The sequence below is a fragment of the Pseudomonas granadensis genome, from assembly GCF_900105485.1.
Lineage (GTDB): Bacteria > Pseudomonadota > Gammaproteobacteria > Pseudomonadales > Pseudomonadaceae > Aquipseudomonas > Aquipseudomonas granadensis.
In genome coordinates this window covers 4,383,994-4,401,598 of the sequence record NZ_LT629778.1, presented here as the reverse complement: position 1 = coordinate 4,401,598, position 17,605 = coordinate 4,383,994, and the positions used below count along the sequence as shown (strand labels likewise).

Annotated in this window: 12 protein-coding genes; 6 read left to right on the top strand and 6 right to left on the bottom strand. The window is 61.3% G+C overall.

Annotation, left to right across the window (positions count from 1 at the left end; translation table 11 throughout):
• Positions 1 to 10 precede the first annotated feature (10 nt).
• The 6 genes from treC to tadA all read left to right on the top strand — a co-directional run bounded on the left by treC (position 11) and on the right by tadA (position 7,862).
• Positions 11 to 1,660: an alpha,alpha-phosphotrehalase gene (treC, locus tag BLU52_RS19395; protein ID WP_090285987.1), complete on the top strand. Its 1,650-nt coding sequence runs from the start codon at positions 11 to 13 to the stop codon at positions 1,658 to 1,660.
• Between the two features lie 104 nt (positions 1,661 to 1,764).
• Entirely contained in the window at positions 1,765 to 2,988 is a 1,224-nt protein-coding gene (locus BLU52_RS19390; RefSeq protein WP_090285985.1) for a maltoporin, read from the top strand.
• A 62-nt stretch (positions 2,989 to 3,050) separates the two neighbouring features.
• Positions 3,051 to 5,579 carry a phosphoenolpyruvate--protein phosphotransferase gene (gene ptsP, locus BLU52_RS19385; RefSeq protein WP_090285983.1) on the top strand — a complete coding sequence of 843 codons (2,529 nt, stop codon included), beginning with the start codon at positions 3,051 to 3,053 and terminating at the stop codon, positions 5,577 to 5,579.
• Between the two features lie 2 nt (positions 5,580 to 5,581).
• A complete protein-coding gene (locus BLU52_RS19380; protein WP_090285981.1) occupies positions 5,582 to 5,872 on the top strand; it encodes a PTS transporter subunit EIIB in 291 nt (96 codons plus the stop codon).
• Between the two features lie 116 nt (positions 5,873 to 5,988).
• On the top strand, positions 5,989 to 7,365 hold the full coding sequence (locus tag BLU52_RS19375; protein WP_090285979.1) for a multicopper oxidase family protein: 1,377 nt from the start codon (positions 5,989 to 5,991) through the stop codon (positions 7,363 to 7,365).
• A complete protein-coding gene (gene tadA, locus BLU52_RS19370; protein ID WP_090285976.1) occupies positions 7,365 to 7,862 on the top strand; it encodes a tRNA adenosine(34) deaminase TadA in 498 nt (165 codons plus the stop codon). The genes BLU52_RS19375 and tadA overlap by 1 nt, the downstream gene beginning before the upstream one ends.
• Before the next feature lie 126 nt (positions 7,863 to 7,988).
• Here tadA and cmoB read toward each other — a convergent pair whose 3' ends face one another.
• The 6 genes from cmoB to BLU52_RS19340 all read right to left on the bottom strand — a co-directional run bounded on the left by cmoB (position 7,989) and on the right by BLU52_RS19340 (position 17,419).
• Positions 7,989 to 8,945: a tRNA 5-methoxyuridine(34)/uridine 5-oxyacetic acid(34) synthase CmoB gene (gene cmoB / locus BLU52_RS19365; RefSeq protein ID WP_090285974.1), complete on the bottom strand. Its 957-nt coding sequence runs from the start codon at positions 8,943 to 8,945 to the stop codon at positions 7,989 to 7,991.
• Entirely contained in the window at positions 8,942 to 9,685 is a 744-nt protein-coding gene (gene cmoA, locus BLU52_RS19360; RefSeq protein ID WP_090285972.1) for a carboxy-S-adenosyl-L-methionine synthase CmoA, read from the bottom strand. The genes cmoB and cmoA overlap by 4 nt, the downstream gene beginning before the upstream one ends.
• A 206-nt stretch (positions 9,686 to 9,891) precedes the next feature.
• On the bottom strand, positions 9,892 to 10,284 hold the full coding sequence (locus BLU52_RS19355; protein WP_090285970.1) for a protease inhibitor I42 family protein: 393 nt from the start codon (positions 10,282 to 10,284) through the stop codon (positions 9,892 to 9,894).
• A gap of 303 nt (positions 10,285 to 10,587) precedes the next feature.
• Positions 10,588 to 13,005 (bottom strand): endopeptidase La, encoded by a 2,418-nt coding sequence (lon, locus tag BLU52_RS19350; protein ID WP_090285968.1) that lies wholly within the window; start codon positions 13,003 to 13,005, stop codon positions 10,588 to 10,590.
• 1,080 nt (positions 13,006 to 14,085) lie between these two features.
• Positions 14,086 to 14,460 carry a DUF6124 family protein gene (locus tag BLU52_RS19345; protein ID WP_090285966.1) on the bottom strand — a complete coding sequence of 125 codons (375 nt, stop codon included), beginning with the start codon at positions 14,458 to 14,460 and terminating at the stop codon, positions 14,086 to 14,088.
• A 547-nt stretch (positions 14,461 to 15,007) separates the two neighbouring features.
• On the bottom strand, positions 15,008 to 17,419 hold the full coding sequence (locus tag BLU52_RS19340; RefSeq protein WP_090285963.1) for a glucose/quinate/shikimate family membrane-bound PQQ-dependent dehydrogenase: 2,412 nt from the start codon (positions 17,417 to 17,419) through the stop codon (positions 15,008 to 15,010).
• Positions 17,420 to 17,605: the final 186 nt, after the last annotated feature.

The following is a 17,605-nucleotide window of genomic DNA, read 5'->3' as shown; positions in this document are numbered from 1 at the left end:
GAGTTGTGCCATGCAGGACTGGCAGCGTTCGGTGATCTACCAGATTTATCCGAAGAGTTTTCATAGCCACGCCGGCAACCCGACCGGGGATTTGCTGGGGATTGTCGCCAAGCTCGATTATCTGCACTGGCTGGGCGTCGACTGTCTGTGGATCACGCCGTTCCTGCGTTCGCCGCAGCGCGACAACGGCTACGACATCAGCGATTACTACGCCATCGATCCGAGCTACGGCAGCATGGCCGACTGCGAACTGCTGATTGCCGAAGCGGACAAGCGCGGGATCAAGCTGATGCTCGACATCGTGGTCAACCATACTTCGATCGAACACGTCTGGTTTCAGCAGGCGCGCAGCAGCCTCGACAATCCTTATCGTGATTTCTATATCTGGCGCGATCAGCCGAACAATTGGGAGTCGAAGTTCGGCGGATCTGCCTGGGAGTACGAGGCGCAGACCGGTCAGTATTACCTGCATCTGTTCGATCACACACAGGCCGACCTGAACTGGGACAACCCGCAGGTGCGCGCCGAAGTCTTCAAAATGATGCAGTTCTGGCGCGACAAGGGTGTCGGCGGTTTCCGCCTGGACGTGATCAATCTGATCTCCAAGCCCGAAGACTTTCCCGAAGATGACAGCGATGGCCGACGCTTCTATACCGACGGGCCGAACGTGCATGCGTACTTGCAGCAGATGCACCGTGAAGTCTTCGAAGGCTACGACCTGATCAACGTCGGCGAGATGTCATCGACCAGCCTCGAACATTGCATTCGCTATTCGAATCCACAGTCGAAAGAGCTGTCGATGACCTTCAACTTTCATCATTTGAAAGTCGATTATCCGAACCTGCAGAAGTGGGTTCGCGCTGACTTCGATTTCCTCCAGCTCAAGCGCATCCTCTCCGACTGGCAGACCGGCATGCAGGCCGGCGGCGGCTGGAACGCGCTGTTCTGGTGTAACCACGATCAACCGCGGGTGGTCTCGCGTTTTGGCCATGAGGGCGAGTTTCGCGAGCTGTCGGCGAAAATGCTCGGCACCGCGCTGCACTTTCTGCAGGGCACGCCGTTCGTGTATCAGGGTGAAGAGCTGGGCATGACCAATCCGGGGTTCGAGTCGATCGAGCATTACCGCGACGTCGAGACCCTGAACATCTTCCGCCTCAAGCGCGAGGCGGGAAGCAGCGACGCCGACAATATGGCGGCGATCATGCAGAAATCCCGCGATAACGGGCGCACGCCGATGCACTGGGACGCGACGCCGAATGCCGGTTTCAGCGTTGCCGAACCGTGGATCGGTGTGCCGGCCAATGCCGCGCAGATCAACGTCGCCCGGCAGCTGGATGATCCGGATTCAGTGCTGCACCACTACCGCACGCTGATCGCACTGCGGCGCAGCGAGCCATTGATCACCGACGGGCTGTACCGGCAGTTATTGCCCGAGCATCCGCAAGTCTGGGCGTATCTGCGTGAGGGCGACGCCGAGCGCTTGCTGGTGGTGAACAACTTCTACGCCGCGGCGTGTGAAATCGAATTGCCCGCCAGCGTGATCAGCGAATCGATGCGCCAGCGAACCTTGATCAGCAATTACCCGGACGCTGCACCGCGCACTCGACAGCTGACGTTGCGGCCTTACGAGTCGTTCGTTGTGCACCTGATCGATCCCTGATTCTTAACCCGTAAACCACGTTTGAAAAAACACGCAGAACACTGCGCGGGGGAGCTTTGCGCGCTGAATTTCTGCAAACACACAATAAAAAAATGGGATGGCTTATGAAAACAACAATAAAGCGCAGCCTTGCAGTGACAGGTGTTTGCCTGGCGTTACCAGCGTCGACACATGCGCTGGAGTTTGGCGGTTACTTGCGCAGCGGTGTCGGTACGTCGGTCAACAGCAGCAGCCAATCGTGCTTTCAATTGCCCGGCGCGCAGACCAAATATCGCCTGGGCAACGAATGCGAACAGTACGGCGAGCTGGAGTTGCGTCAGGATCTGTACACCCTTGAGGACGGTTCAGTGCTGAGCGTCGACGGCATGGCTTCGCTGTACAACCGCTACGACCGCAAGCCAACGTTCAAAGACCACACCGGTTCGATCCGTTTGCCCCAGGCCTACGCCCAGTGGTCAGCGATGCCCGCGCTCAACGGCGGTTCGTTGTGGGCCGGGCGCCGTTACTACAAGCGTAACGATATCCACATTTCCGACTTCTACTACTGGAACCAGAGCGCCACCGGCGGCGGCATCGAAGACGTATTGATCGGCGATCTGAAGTACAGCTACGCGTTCTCGCGCAAAGACAATCTCTACCAGAAGGACTACATCAATCGCCACGATTTCAACGTGGGTGGCTTCAACAGCAACCCCGGCGGCGAACTGGAATTCGGTCTGAGCTACATCGACAAACCCGACAGCCGCGACGCCCATCGCGGCTGGGCGATTACCACGCAACACGTGCAGAGCGGATTCCTCGGCGGCAAGAACAAACTGGCCCTGCAATACGGCGAAGGCCCCGGCACCGGGTTGGGCTATACCGGCGACGTCGGACTCGACGACAGCAATAAAAGCTATCGCATTGTCGAGTTTTTCGACTGGCAACTGACACCGCGTTTCGGCGGACAAATCGCAGCGGTGTATCAAAAAGACATTCGTGCAAACGGTGCCGATCAGAACTGGCTATCGTTGGGCGTGCGCCCGGCCTATGCGCTCACCGAGCAGTTCAAACTGGTCACCGAACTCGGCCACGATCAGGTCGATGCACCAGGCGGTACGCGCAAACTGAGCAAATTCACCGTGGCCCCAACCTGGTCGCCGAAAGGCCCGGCCTTCTGGGCGCGGCCCGAAGTGCGGTTGTATTACACCTACGCGACGTGGAACGAGGCGGCGAAACGCGCGGCCAATCAACTGGCGAAAGGCTCGGCACTGTCCGACAGCGGTGCGTTCGGCAATGCCCGGCACGGTGCGAATGTCGGATTGCAGGTCGAATACTGGTGGAAATAAGCGATGCTGACGGGAGCATCGCGCCCCGTCGGTACTTCAATACGAACATTGCAGGTGACGTCATGGCCACACCCCAACCCTTACAACTGCTGGCGCCGCTGTCCGGCGTGCTGATGGCGCTGGACCGGGTGCCCGATCCGGTGTTTTCCGGCCGGGTGATCGGCGACGGTCTGTGCATCGACCCGACCTCGTCGACCCTGTGCGCACCACTGGCCGGCGTGGTCAGCAACGTGCAGGCCAGCGGGCATGCCGTGAGCATCACCGACGAACACGGCGTGCAGGTATTGCTGCACATCGGTCTGGATACGGTGAACCTCGCCGGGCAGGGTTTCACCCGTCTGGTCGAAGAAGGGCAAGAGGTCGCTGCCGGACAGGCGCTGATCGAGTTCGATGCCGACTACATCGCCCGTCACGCCCGCAGCCTGCTGACCTTGATGCTGGTGGTCAGCGGCGAGCCGTTCCACTGGCTGGCCGAGCCGAGCGGACGAGTCGAACGCGGCCAGCCGCTGCTGGAACTTGCAGGCGGGCAAACATCCAGCGAGACGCCGGACGCGACAAAAGGTCAGGCGCTGTTTTCGCCAGCGCTGATCTTGCCCAACCGCAATGGCCTGCACGCGCGCCCGGCTGCGGTGTTCGCCCAGGCAGCCAAAGCGTTTACCGCAACCATTCATCTGCATAAACAACAAGCGCAGGCCAACGGCAAATCGCTGGTGGCGCTGATGGCGTTGCAGACTGCGTTTGGCGACAGCGTGCAGATCAGTGCGGTGGGCGACGATGCGCAAGCGGCCATCGACACGCTGGCCCGCTTGTTGACCGAGGGCTGCGGTGAACCGGTGACAGCGCAGGCGCCCGGCGTGATCGCCACCGACGAGCCGCTGACGCTGTTGCGCGGGGTGTGCGCGTCCCCCGGCTCGGCGTTGGGCCATGTGGTACAGATCAGCGAGCCGAGCTTCGACATCGACGAATTCGGCGGCGATGCCGATAGCGAACGTGAAGCGCTCGCCCACGCCTTGATCGAAGCGGACCTGGCCTTGCAGCATTTGCGCGATACCGCCGCGGGCGAGGCTGAAGCGGAGATCTTCAAGGCCCATCAGGAACTGCTCGAAGACCCCGGCCTGCTCGATCAGGCCGCGGCGTTGATCGACACCGGCAAAAGTGCGGCATTCGCCTGGCGTACGGCAACCGAAACCACCGCAGCGATGTTCCGCCAGCTCGGCAACGCGCTGTTGGTAGAACGCGCGGCGGACCTGAGCGATGTTGGGCAACGCGTACTCAAGCGCCTGCTGGGCATCGACGAGCAGACGCTGGACCTGCCGCAAGGCAGCATTCTGATCGCCGACCAACTGACCCCGTCGCAAACCGCTCGCATCGATACCAGCAAAGTGCTCGGTTTCGCCACGGTCGGCGGCGGCGCGACCAGCCATGTGGCGATTCTCGCCCGGGCGTGCGGCTTGCCGTCGATCTGCGGCGTGCCGGTGCAAATGCTTGCCTTGCGCAACGGCACCGAGGTTTTGCTCGATGCCGACAAGGGTGAACTGCAGGTGCAGCCGGACGCGGCGACGATCGAGCAATGGCAGGCGCGCCACGCGCAACAACGGCAACGACATGCCCATGATCTGGAGCACGCTGCGCTGGCGGCCTGCACTCGCGATGGGCATCACGTCGAGGTGTCAGCCAATGTCGCCTCACTGGCAGAAACCGAGCAGGCCATGGCCATGGGCGGCGCCGGTGTCGGGCTGCTGCGTTCGGAGTTTTTATATCTGGGCCGCAACCATGCGCCGAGCCATGACGAGCAGGTCGCCACTTACAGTGCCATCGCCCGTTGTGTCGGGCCTGAGCACAATCTGGTGGTGCGCACCCTTGACGTCGGCGGCGACAAACCGCTGGCCTACGTGCCGATGGAAAGTGAAAGCAATCCGTTTCTCGGTCTGCGCGGCATTCGCTTGTGCCTGGAGCGCCCGCATTTATTGCGTGAGCAGTTGCGCGCCATGCTCGGCTGCTGCGCACTGACGCGCCTGCACATCATGCTGCCGATGGTCACGCAATTGGCGGAGCTGCGTCTGGCCCGGCAGATGCTTGAAGAAGAAGCGCTGGCGCTGGGCCTCACTGAAAGGCCGAAGCTGGGGATCATGATCGAAGTGCCGGCGGCGGCGCTGATGGCCGACCTGTTCGCGCCGTTGGTGGATTTTTTCTCGATCGGCACCAACGACCTGACCCAGTACACCTTGGCCATGGATCGCGACCATCCGCGTCTGGCCAGTCAGGCCGACAGCTTTCATCCCTCGGTGCTGCGCCTGATTGCCATGACGGTCAAGGCTGCGCACGCCCACGGCAAATGGGTGGGGGTGTGTGGCGCGATGGCGTCCGAGCGGCTGGCGGTGCCGCTGTTGTTGGGCCTGGGTGTGGACGAATTGTCGGTGAGCGTTCCGATGATTGCTCCGATCAAGGCCACCGTGCGCGAACTGGCGCTGGCCGACTGTCAGGTCGTCGCCAAACAGGTGCTTGGCCTGGAAAGCGCCGGACAGGTGCGCGAGGCATTGCAGCTGTTTCACGAAGCGAGCTTCGAAGCCGCGCACGTTATGGAGAATTGAAGATGTTCGATCAACTGCAAAAAGCCTTCTGGAAAGCCCTGACCCCGGACCTGGTGCCAGATGCACCGAACGTGCAAGCCACGCCGGACGACGGGTTGAGCGCTGCCATCGTTGCCGCGTTGGGTGGTGTGGATAACCTGCTATCGCAGCAGCCGGTGGCGTTGACGCGGGTGCGGGTGACGTTGCGCGATGTGTCGCGGCTGGATGCACAGGCCTTGTGCGATGCTGGCGTTGCGGGCGTCATGCCTCTGGAGAACGGCGTGGTGCACCTGATTACCGGGCTGCGCGCTTAGCCTGCAACTGATGTGCGGCGGCGGGTCGCCCTTACTGTTTCTCAACCGCAGGTGTATCGTATTCGCCTTTTGCGGGCCCTCGGGGCCTGTCGCTGATACGTGAGGTAGTTGAGTTCATGTCCTTTACCCGTCGCCAAATCCTCGGTGGCCTGGCCGGTCTTGTTGTCGTTGGCATGGGGGCGGGGGGCGCGTCGCGTTACTGGCTCGGCAAAATGGCCGACGCCGAGGCGGGCCACGACTATGAACTGATCGCCGCGCCGCTGGACGTCGAGCTGGTGCCGGGGCACAAGACCGAAGCCTGGGCGTTCGGGCCGTCGGCGCCGGGTACCGAGCTGCGCGTACGTCAGGGCGAATGGTTGCGGGTGCGCTTCATCAACCACTTGCCGGTGGCGACCACGATTCACTGGCACGGCATTCGTTTGCCGCTGGAAATGGACGGCGTGCCCTATGTGTCGCAATTGCCGGTGCTGCCGGGTGAATACTTCGATTACAAATTCCGCGTGCCGGATGCCGGCAGTTATTGGTATCACCCGCACGTCAGCAGCAGCGAAGAACTCGGCCGCGGACTGGTCGGGCCGCTGATCGTCGAAGAACGCGAGCCTACCGGTTTCCAATACGAAAAGACCATGAGCCTGAAAAACTGGCACATCGACGATCAAGGCAACTTCGTCGACTTCAGCATTCCTCGCGAAGCCGCGCGGGGCGGTACAGCGGGGCGTTTATCCACAATCAATGGCGTGCCGTTGCCGGTAATCGATTTGCCGGCCGGGCAGATCACCCGCGTGCGGTTGCTTAACCTCGACAATACCCTGACGTATCGCATCAACATTCCCGGCGTCGAAGCGAAAATCTATGCGCTGGATGGCAACCCGATCGAGCCGCGGCCACTGGGCAAGGAATACTGGCTCGGCCCGGGCATGCGCATTTGCCTGGCGATCAAGGCGCCGGCAGCGGGCGAAGAACTGTCGCTGCGCAACGGCCCGGTGCGCCTGGGTACATTGCGTTCGGTGGCCAATAGCGATGCGCCGACGGACTGGCCAAAAGCGCTGCCGGCCAACCCGGTGGCCGAGCCGGACCTGGCCAATGCCGAAAAACTCAACTTCAATTTCGAGTGGGTCGGTTCGGTGTCGGTCAATGTCGACAACGGCAAACCGCCGAGCCTGTGGCAAATCAACGGCAAGGCCTGGGACATCACCGACAAGACTTGCGCCGATCGACCGATTGCCAGCCTCAAGCTGGGCCAGAGCTACATCTTCGAATTGAAGAACATGACCCAGTACCAGCACCCGATCCACCTGCACGGCATGAGTTTCAAGGTCATTGCATCGAACCGGCACAAGGTCATTCCGTATTTCACCGACACCTACCTGCTGGGCAAGAACGAGCGCGCGCAAGTAGCGCTGGTGGCCGATAATCCGGGGGTGTGGATGTTCCACTGCCATGTGATCGACCACATGGAAACCGGCCTGATGGCCGCCATCGAGGTGAAGTGATGCGCCAGATTCGCCCAGCGGCAATTATCGACCGCAGCCGCGACCGCGACTTCATGCGCGAAGCCCTGATGCTGGCTGCGCAAGGCGCAGCGCTGGGCGAAGTGCCGGTGGGCGCGGTGCTGGTGCAGAACGGCGAGATCATCGGTCGCGGCTACAACTGCCCGATCAGCGCCAGCGACCCGAGCGCCCATGCAGAAATGGTCGCGATCCGCGCCGCAGCCCAGGCTGTGGATAACTATCGTCTGCCGGGCAGCACCCTGTATGTGACGCTGGAGCCGTGCAGCATGTGCGCCGGGCTGATCGTGCATTCACGGGTGGCGCGGGTGGTGTATGGCGCGCTGGAGCCGAAAGCCGGGATTGTGCAGAGCCAGGGACAGTTTTTCGCCCAGGGCTTTTTGAATCATCGGGTGTTGTATGAGGGCGGGGTGTTGGCGGAGGAGTGTGGGGCGGTGTTGACCGAGTTCTTTCGCGCCCGCCGCAGAAAAGCCCCTGAATAAACACAAAACCAAACTGTAGGAGTGAGCCTGCTCGCGATAGCAATCTAACAGTCACATCAAAGTTGAATGTTAGACCGCTATCGCGAGCAGGCTCACTCCTACAGGGGGATGCGGCGTTTGTGAAAGTTACTTTTTGGCGACAATAACGGCCCGCATCGGCGCCGGCAGCCCTTCAACCGTTTTACTGTGATCTTCAGGATCAAGAAAATCGCTCAGCGACTGATACTTCATCCACTCCGTCCCGCGCTGCTCCTCGACCGTGGTGGTGCTGACATCCACGCAACGAATATCGGTGAAACCCGCACGGCGCAGCCACAATTCCAGCGCCGGCACCGACGGCAGGAACCACACATTACGCATCTGCGCATAGCGGTCTTCGGGCACCAGCACCTGATGCTTGTCGCCTTCGACCACCAGCGTTTCCAGCACCAGTTCGCCGCCCTTGACCAGGCAATCCTTCAGCGCCAGCAAGTGCTCGATCGGCGAGCGGCGGTGATAGAACACGCCCATGGAAAATACCGTGTCGAAGCCTTCGAGATTCGCCGGCAGGTCTTCGAACGGGAACGGCAGGTGCCAGGCGTTCGGCTCGGACAAGTAGCGCTGCACCGCCTGGAACTGGCAGAAGAACAGCCAGTTCGGGTCGACGCCGATCACGCTGTCCGCGCCGGCCCCGAGCATGCGCCACATGTAATAACCGTTGCCGCAACCGACATCGAGGATGCGTTTGCCCTTGAGGTCCAGGTGCGGAGCGACGCGTGACCATTTCCAGTCCGAGCGCCATTCGGTATCGACGTGCACGCCGAACAGATCGAACGGGCCCTTGCGCCACGGCGACAGGCCCATCAGCGCGGTGCGCATCTGCGCGCGGGTTGCATCGTCGCAATCGGTGTCGAGTTTCAGCCCGTTGAGCAAATCCACTTCGCTTGGCTGGATCTTCGGCAGGGCGTCGAGCGCACTTTGCCAACGTTCCAGGTCGCCGTGACCTTTCTCCATTTTCTTGTCGAGTTGCGCCTGCAGGGTGCTGGCCCATTCGGCCAGCGGTGTGCCGGCCAGACGGCGGGCGAGGGGGGACAGATCAATCATGGCAAGGCAATCAACGAGGCAAAGTTAAGACACTGGAACCACGGCACGACTTTCGAGAACCCGGCGGCCAGCAGGCGTTCGCGGTGTTCTTCGAGGCTGTCGGGCTTCATGACGTTTTCGATGGCGCTGCGCTTTTGGGCAATTTCCAGTTCGCTGTAGCCGTTGGCACGTTTGAAGGCGACGTGCAGGTCGGTGAGCAGCGCGTGCTCTTCGGCATCGTTGAAGCGCAGCTTCTCCGACAGAATCAGCGCGCCGCCCGGCAGCAACGACTGGTGGATGCGCGACAGCAAAGCGGTGCGCTGATCGGGGGCGATGAATTGCAGGGTGAAGTTCAGCGCCACCACCGAAGCGGGCTGGAAGTCGAGGGCGAGAATGTCGCCTTCGATGACTTCGACCGGCAGCAACTCCTGGAACATCGAATCCTGACCGTTGAGGTATTCGCGGCAGCGCTCGACCATCGCTGCCGAGTTATCCACAGCAATCACCCGACAGCCGTCGGTGCGCACGTGACGACGCAGGGCCTGAGTCACGGCACCCAGCGACGAGCCAAGATCGTAGAGTACGCTGTTGGGTTGGGCGAATTGCGCGGCGAGCACGCCGAGGTTTTCGACGATGGTCGGATAACCTGGTACCGAGCGCTTGATCATGTCCGGGAACACCCGCACCACGTCTTCGTTGAAAGCGAAGTCAGGCACCTGGGCCAAAGGCTGGGCGAATAGGCGATCGGGTTCTTTGCTCACGGCGGTTTCCGGCGGTGTCGATGGAAAAGGCCGGCATTTTAGCCAAAGTGGCGCGCGGATGCTTGGGTTGCTGATAAAGCACAGTACGGGCGGGTAAACTTCGCCGTCAGGGATATCGCTTTCGCGAGCAGGCTCGCTCCCACAGGGGATCGCGGTGTCCTGTGGGAGCGAGCCTGCTCGCGAAGAAACCAGCGCGGTTTCGCGAGTCAGTTCACCGAAATGGCGCAGTCAAAAGTTTCCACCGGCAGTACTTCCGGTGCCCACGGTTGTTGCGAAGTCAGGCGCAAACGTCCGGTGCCGGCGGCGAAGGCTTGAAAGCGCCAGGTCGAAACGCCTGCGGAGCCGACCACGCCGGCATCTTCCGGGTTGCTGTAAACCTCTGGGCTGAGTGCACGCAATACGCCGCCGGCCGAATCCTGGATGGCCCAGCGGTAGCCGGTGGTTGGGTTGCTTGGCAGCATGACGATAAGGTTCTGTCCGGTGGTCAGCCGCACGGGGCATTCGCTTTGTTTTTCCACGGTCACGTTGTGTTTTGGCTGCGTGGCACAGGCGGCCATCAGAGAGAGAGCGAGGGGGAGAAACAGGCGAGTGGCGGACATGGGGTCAGTGGCTCCGGCGGTTACGACGAAGGGCGAGCATAACTGAAGATGAGGCGATGTGTGACAGTGCCGGGCCCTCACCCTAGCCCTCTCCCAGGGGAGAGGGGACTGACCGAGGTGTCTTGTGTCATACATCGACCTGAAAGATCGAGCCGACTATGGATTCAGCGATAATCGACCTGAAAGATCGAGTCGATTATGGATTCAGCGATGAAATTTCAGGTCGGCGTAGTTCAGCAATATCCCACGGTCGGCTCCCTCTCCTGGGGGAGAGGGCTGGGATGAGGGGCTACGCGCTACCGGTCAGAACAAAACCTTCGCCACATCGGCAAACCGCTTGGCGAAATGCACGGTTATCCCCTCCTTGAGATAATCCGGCAGTTCCTCAAAGTTGCCGCGGTTGGCTTCCGGCAGGATCAATTCCAGAATCTTCTGCCGCCGCGCCGCAATCACCTTCTCGCGCACCCCGCCAATCGGCAGCACATGCCCGGTAAGCGTCAATTCGCCAGTCATCGCCACGCCCTTTTTCGGTGGCTGATTACGCGCCAGAGATAACAGCGCGCTGGCCATGGTCACGCCGGCGCTCGGGCCGTCTTTCGGCGTGGCGCCTTCCGGTACGTGCAAGTGAACAAAGGCTTCGTCGAAGAACTTCGCGTCACCGCCAAATTGCTTCAGATGCGAGCTGACGTAGCTGTAGGCGATCTCGGCCGATTCTTTCATCACATCCCCCAGCTGCCCGGTGAGCTTGAAGCCGCGGTTGAGCGTGTGGATGCGCGTGGCTTCGATCGGCAATGTGGCGCCGCCCATGCTGGTCCAGGCCAGACCGGTGATCACGCCCGTGCCGGACAGCACTTGTTCGTTGCGGAACACCGGATGGCCCAGTGACGCTTCGAGATCCTTCGGCCCGAGTTTGATCACCGCTTTTGGATCGTCGATCAGTTTCATTACCGCTTTGCGCACCAGTTTGCCCATCTGTTTTTCCAGCTGGCGCACCCCGGCTTCACGGGCGTAACCGTCGATCAAGGCCTTGAGGGCGCTGTCGCTGATGCTCAGGCTGCCCTTGGATACGCCGGCCTTTTCCAGCAGTTTCGGCCACAGGTGACGCTTGGCGATGGCGACTTTTTCTTCGGTGATGTAGCCCGACAGGCGAATCACTTCCATCCGGTCCAGCAGCGGGCCGGGGATCGAATCCAGTGTATTGGCGGTGCAGACAAACAGGACTTTCGACAGGTCCATGCGCAGGTCGAGGTAATGGTCGAGAAATTCGACGTTCTGCTCCGGGTCGAGGGTTTCCAGCAGCGCCGAAGCCGGGTCGCCCTGGTAGCTCTGGCCCATCTTGTCGATCTCGTCGAGCATGATCACCGGGTTCATCACTTCGACGTCTTTCAGCGCCTGCACCAGTTTGCCCGGCTGGGCGCCGATGTACGTGCGGCGGTGGCCCTTGATCTCGGCTTCGTCGCGCATGCCGCCGAGGCTGAAGCGATAGAACGGCCGGCCGAGGGATTCGGCGATCGACTTGCCGACGCTGGTCTTGCCCACGCCCGGCGGGCCGACCAGCAGCACGATGGAGCCGCTGATCTCGCCTTTATAAGCGCCGACGGCAAGGAACTCGAGGATGCGGTCCTTGATGTCGTCCAGCCCGGCGTGGTGCTTGTCGAGGATTTTACGGGCGTGCTTCAGGTCGAGTTTGTCCTCGCCGTACACGCCCCACGGCACCGAAGTGGCCCAGTCAAGGTAGTTGCGGGTGACCGCGTATTCCGGCGAGCCGGTTTCCAGAATCGACAGTTTGTGGGTTTCCTCTTCCAGACGCTTTTGCACCTGCGCCGGCAGGACTTTGCCTTCCAGGCGTTGTTCGAACTGTTCGAGATCAGCGCTACGGTCGTCCTTGGTCAGGCCGAGCTCTTGCTGGATGACCTTGAGCTGTTCCTTGAGGAAGAACTGGCGCTGATGTTCGCCGATCTTGCGATTAACCTCGGCGGATATCTCCTTCTGCAGGCGCGCGACTTCGACTTCCTTGCGCAGCATCGGCAGGACTTTTTCCATGCGCTTGAGCATCGGCACGCAGTCGAGCACGCCTTGCAGCTCGGCTCCGGTGGCCGAGGTCAGGGCAGCAGCGAAGTCGGTCAGCGGCGACGGGTCGTTGGGGCTGAAGCGGTTGAGGTAATTCTTCAGCTCTTCGCTGTACAGCGGATTGAGCGGCAGCAGTTCCTTGATCGCGTTGATCAGCGCCATGCCGTAGGCCTTGACCTCGTCGGTCGGCTCGCTCGGCTGGTGCGGGTATTCGACTTCCACCAGGTACGGTGGGCGATGGTGTTTGAGCCAGGTCTTGATGCGCACCCGGCTCAGGCCTTGGGCGACGAACTGCAGTTTGCCGTTCTCGCGGCTGGCGTGGTGGACTTTGACCAACGTGCCGTATTCGGGCAGGGCGCCGGTGTCGAAGTGGCGCGGGTCTTCCTGGGGGGTGTCCATGAAGAACAGGGCCAGCGAGTGGTGTTCGGATTTGCTGACCAGTTCGAGGGTTTCGGCCCAGGGTTCTTCGTTGACGATGACCGGCAAAACCTGCGCCGGGAAGAACGGGCGGTTGTGGATCGGGATGATGTAGACCTTGTCCGGCAGGTTCTGGCCGGGCAGGGCGAGGCCTGTGCCGGAGCTGGTGTGTTCGATGTGCTCGGCTTCGCTGTAGTCGTCGGGGTTGTCCGGGAGTTCCTGCTGGTCGGTCATGGGGCACCTGCGCAATGGGGTATGGGGTCTTAGATGGGGCAGGGGGTGGGTGGTTTCAATGGGGGGGTGGTGTTTCTGCTTGTGTTCAGGGTTTTGACAGGGGGTTGGCCTTGGCGGCCTCTGGGCCGACCAGGTTTTGGTTGGTTTGGGGGCATATCCGTTTTTTCGGGGGGTGCGGCTGGCGGTTTCGCCCTTACGGCGAGGCACTTTTTCCAGACGCCGAAAAAGTACCCAAAAAGGCTTTGCTCCTGCGTTCGGCCCTCGCAGGCTCGGGTCCCTTCGCTCCGGAATCGATCCGGGCGCGGCGGCTACGGTTTGCTTCGCTGCACCTACTTCCGCTGTGTACGACTTCGTCGTACGGTCGCTGCGCTCCCACGCCCGGATCGATCCCTCCACTCAGCCTTCCGATGTCGCTGGTTAGGCAAGATCAAGATCAAGAGCACTCGAGCTGGCGCTCATTGTTGAGTGGTTAGAAGCGGTTGTTCGGCTTGGGATTTGTGGTGTGGCTGCCCCTCATCGGAACGCCGCCCGCCCAGCCCTCTCCCCTAGGAGAGGGAGCCGATTTGGGTTGGCTTCGAATGTGGAGTACGACTCGGTATCGCAAGTCGGCGTACCTCTCACATCCACCCCGATCAGTCCCCTCTCCCTCCGGGAGAGGGCTAGGGTGAGGGGCTTTTTATAATGTGTATTCGACTCGGTTTTCACGTCGACGTAGCTCTCGCATCCACCCCGGTCAGTCCCCTCTCCCTCCGGGAGAGGGTTAGGGTGAGGGGCTTTTTAAAATGTGTGTTCGACTCGGTTTTCACGTCGACGTAGCTCTCGCATCCACCCCGGTCAGTCCCTTCTCCCTCAGGGAGAGGGTTAGGGTGAGGGGCTTTTTATAATGTGTATTCGACTCGGTTTTCACGTCGACGTAGCCCTCGCATCCACCCTGGTCAGTCCCCTCTCCCTCCGGGAGAGGGTTAGGGTGAGGGGCTTTTTAAAATGTGTGTTCGACTCGGTTTTCACGTCGACGTAGCTCTCGCATCCACCCCGGTCAGTCCCCTCTCCCTCCGGGAGAGGGTTAGGGTGAGGGCTTTTTCAGCTGGGTGTTGGTGTTTGGTGGATTTCGTGGTTATCCAGCACGCGGTTCACGGCCAGTTCCGCCAGCATGATGATCTGCTGGATTGCCAGGACCGTGCGTCGCTGCGGCAGGTCGATGTAGGCGGCGATGTCGCTGGTCATCAGGCTGGCTTGCGCCAGGGATTCGCAGGCGTGGACCAGCAGGCTTTCGCTGTCCTGATCGGGGGCGACCTGGAACATGGTGCTGGGTTTGTGGAAGCGCAGGGTCAGGGCGTTGGGTTTGAGGTAATGGTCGAGGGCGCGGTCGGCGGCGTCGTGGAATTTCTTGGAATCGGGGGATTCGTATGGCGAGGTGTCATCGGTTTCTGGCGGATTGGGGGTCGGTTTTTTCATTGTGAAGCTCCGAATGATAAATGGGGCTGTCACTCTCAATCACCGCGACGCGACAGAGGGTGGCAGCTGTACGCGGGTTCGCGGACCGAGCCATTCGGCAATCTCGGCATACCCGAAGGTATCCCGCGCACAGCCACCATCAAACCAGACAGAAAGCACCGGGGCGCTTCGGTTGGGGTTGGCGATTATGCATCAAATCGAATGAACAGCTCGGGCCGCGACGCCCGTTCGCTGAATTTGCAGCGACCCTACGAGCCTATCCAGCCGATTTCCGAGGCACAACCGACGCGATGTGTCGGAAAACTCCGCGCAATCAGCAGCGTTTGTAGGACGAGCACAATTCCCACGTACAAACGCTTTTCAACCTGTGGGAGCTAGCCTGCTAGCGATGGGGCCCTGTCAGTAAACAGAGATGTTGAATGTCAGACCGCAATCGCTAGCAGGCTAGCTCCCACAGGTGATCTGCGGTGTATTCAAAAAACTGGCGTGCACAAAAAAGGCGATGTCCCTCACGAGACATCGCCTTCATTTTTACCGCGGCTAACGCTTATTCCGGCAGTTTGTACGCAATGATGTAGTCACCCATCTTGGTACCCAGCGAGCCGTGACCGCCGACAACCAGCAGGACGTATTGCTTGCCGTCCTTGCCGGTATAGGTCATCGGGGTCGCTTGACCACCGGCTGGCAGACGCGATTTCCACAACTCTTTACCGGAGTTGACGTCGTACGCGCGCAGGTACTGGTCGAGGGTGCCGCTGAGGAAGCCGACGCCGCCGGCGGTGACGATCGAGCCGCCCATGCTAGGCACGCCGAGGGTGAAGCCGATCGGGATCGGCGAGCTGTCGCGGCTGGTGCCGTTCTTGCGTTTCCACACGACTTTGCCGGTGGTCAGGTCGATACCGGCGACGTAGCCCCAGGCCGGGGCCTGGCACGGTACGCCGAGTGGCGACATGAACGGGTGCATGATCACCGCGTAAGGCGCGCCGGTGTTTGGCTGCACACCCGAGGTTTCGCTTTCGCGTTTGCTGCCGGCTTCGACTTGCTCGCGTGGCACCATTTTCGACACGAAGGCCATGTAGTTCGGGCTGGTGAACAGCATCTGGCGAACCGGGTCGACCGAGACGCCGCCCCAGTTGAACACGCCGACGTTACCCGGATAGATCAGGCTGCCCTGTTCCGATGGCGGGGTGTACTGGCCTTCGTAACGCAGTTCCTTGAACTGGATGCGGCACAGCATCTGGTCGAACGGGGTCGCGCCCCACATGGCTTTTTCGTTCAGTTCCGGGGCCAGCAGGTTGAGGTCCGAGCGAGCCTGGGTCGGTGCAGTGTGGTCGCCTTTGACAGCGCCTTGCGGGACCGGGATTTCCTGGATCGGGATGATCGGCGTGCCGTCACGACGGTCGAGGACGTACAGGCTGCCCTGTTTGGTCGGGGCGATCAGCGCCGGTTTCACGCCTTCGGCGGTTTTCATGTCGAGCAGGGTTGGCTGGCTGCCCACGTCCATGTCCCACAGGTCGTGGTGGGTGAACTGGTAGTTCCAGCGCACTTTACCGGTGGCCAGGTCCAGCGCAACGACGCCGGCGCTGAATTTCTCGGCGCCCGGGGTGCGGTTGCCGCCCCATTGGTCAGGGGTCTGGTTGCCCAGTGGCAGGTAAACCATGCCGAGTTTTTCGTCGACACTGGCCAGCGACCACATGTTCGCCGAGTTGCGGCTGTAGGTTTCGCCCGGCGCCAGAGGCTCGGTGGCGTCCGGTTTGTCGCTGTCCCAGTTCCATACGAGGTGACCGTCGCGCACGTCGAAGGCGCGGATCACGCCGGATGGCTCGTTGGTCGACTCGTTGTCAGTAACGTGACCGCCCATGATCACCAGATCACGGGTAATTGCCGCCGGCGAGGTGGAGTAGTAGCCACCGGCGGTGAACGGGCCGATGCCCTGAGTCAGATCGACCACGCCGTTGGTGCCGAAGCCTTCGCAGATCTTGCCGGTGTCGGCGTTCAGTGCGATCAGGCGGGCATCAGCGGTTGGCAGGTAGAGGCGACGCGGGCAGGCCTGGGCAACGGCCTGGCCGGCGGCGGAGATGACCGCGGAGCTGGCGTTTTCCGACTTGGCGTAAGCGGCTTCGTCGTAATACGAAACGCCACGGCAGGTCATGTGCGCAAAGCCTTTGAAGCCGACCGGGCTCTTGATCTGCGGGTCGAAGCGCCACAGCTCTTTACCGGTGTCCGGGTCCAGCGCCAGCACTTTGCTGTGCGCGGTGCACGCGTAGATCATGCCGTTGGCTTTGAGCGGGGTGTTTTCGTTGGTCAGCTCGACCGGGTCATCCTTGGTTGGCAGATCGCCGGTCTGGATGCGCCAGGCTTCCTGCAGCTTGCCGACGTTGGCCGGGGTGATCTGCTTGAGCGGCGAGTAACGGTCACCGAATTCGGTGCGACCGTAGGCCTGCCAGTCGCCGTCCGGCATGGCCGGTGCGGTGCTGGTCGTACCGGCGGTTTCGCGGCCCAGTTCGCCAAAGGTTTCGCCCGGATGGGTGAACAGGCTGGCCAAAGCGGTAACGCCGGCCAGGATCACCGCGACGGTCAGACCGCCGGTGCCCATTTTCGCCGGGCCGTTGAGCAGCAGCGGACGGCGGAACCACGGCAGCAACATCACGAAACCGAGGACAAACCACAGCGCCAGACGCGGCACCAGTTGCCACCAGTCCAGACCGACTTCCCACAGCGCCCAGACGGTGCTGGCGAACAGGACGATGGCGTACAGGCCCAGCGCCGCACGACGACGCATCAGCAGCAGAATGCCGCTCAAGGCGATGCCGATACCGGCCAGCAGGTAGTACAGCGAGCCGCCAAGCGTGCTCAGCTTGATTCCCCCGGCCAGCATGGCCAGGCCCATCAGTAGAAGCAGGATGCCGAGCAGGGCGGGTAGCAGCCGCCCCCGGCTCGAAGCACTTTCGGTGCTCATAGTGTGATTCTCCGTGACGTTTATGTAGTCCCGCGCTGTAGTCACTTTAGATGACGATTTGGCGCAGGCATGGTTCAGATAAAAACTTGTTCGGCTAACGAAATGCATTGGTGTAGGAGTGAGCCTGCTCGCGATAGCGGTTTTTCAGTCACTGGAGAGGTCGCCTGGAACACCGCTATCGCGAGC

Excerpts from the sequence above, each read along its gene's own strand:
- treC (WP_090285987.1), top strand. The coding sequence starts at position 11 with ATGCAGGACTGGCAGCGTTCGGTGATCTACCAGATTTATCCGAAGAGT.
- BLU52_RS19390 (WP_090285985.1), top strand. The coding sequence starts at position 1,765 with ATGAAAACAACAATAAAGCGCAGCCTTGCAGTGACAGGTGTTTGCCTG.
- ptsP (WP_090285983.1), top strand. The coding sequence starts at position 3,051 with ATGGCCACACCCCAACCCTTACAACTGCTGGCGCCGCTGTCCGGCGTG.
- BLU52_RS19380 (WP_090285981.1), top strand. The coding sequence starts at position 5,582 with ATGTTCGATCAACTGCAAAAAGCCTTCTGGAAAGCCCTGACCCCGGAC.
- BLU52_RS19375 (WP_090285979.1), top strand. The coding sequence starts at position 5,989 with ATGTCCTTTACCCGTCGCCAAATCCTCGGTGGCCTGGCCGGTCTTGTT.
- tadA (WP_090285976.1), top strand. The coding sequence starts at position 7,365 with ATGCGCCAGATTCGCCCAGCGGCAATTATCGACCGCAGCCGCGACCGC.
- cmoB (WP_090285974.1), bottom strand. The coding sequence starts at position 8,945 with ATGATTGATCTGTCCCCCCTCGCCCGCCGTCTGGCCGGCACACCGCTG.
- BLU52_RS19355 (WP_090285970.1), bottom strand. The coding sequence starts at position 10,284 with ATGTCCGCCACTCGCCTGTTTCTCCCCCTCGCTCTCTCTCTGATGGCC.
- lon (WP_090285968.1), bottom strand. The coding sequence starts at position 13,005 with ATGACCGACCAGCAGGAACTCCCGGACAACCCCGACGACTACAGCGAA.
- BLU52_RS19345 (WP_090285966.1), bottom strand. The coding sequence starts at position 14,460 with ATGAAAAAACCGACCCCCAATCCGCCAGAAACCGATGACACCTCGCCA.
- BLU52_RS19340 (WP_090285963.1), bottom strand. The coding sequence starts at position 17,419 with ATGAGCACCGAAAGTGCTTCGAGCCGGGGGCGGCTGCTACCCGCCCTG.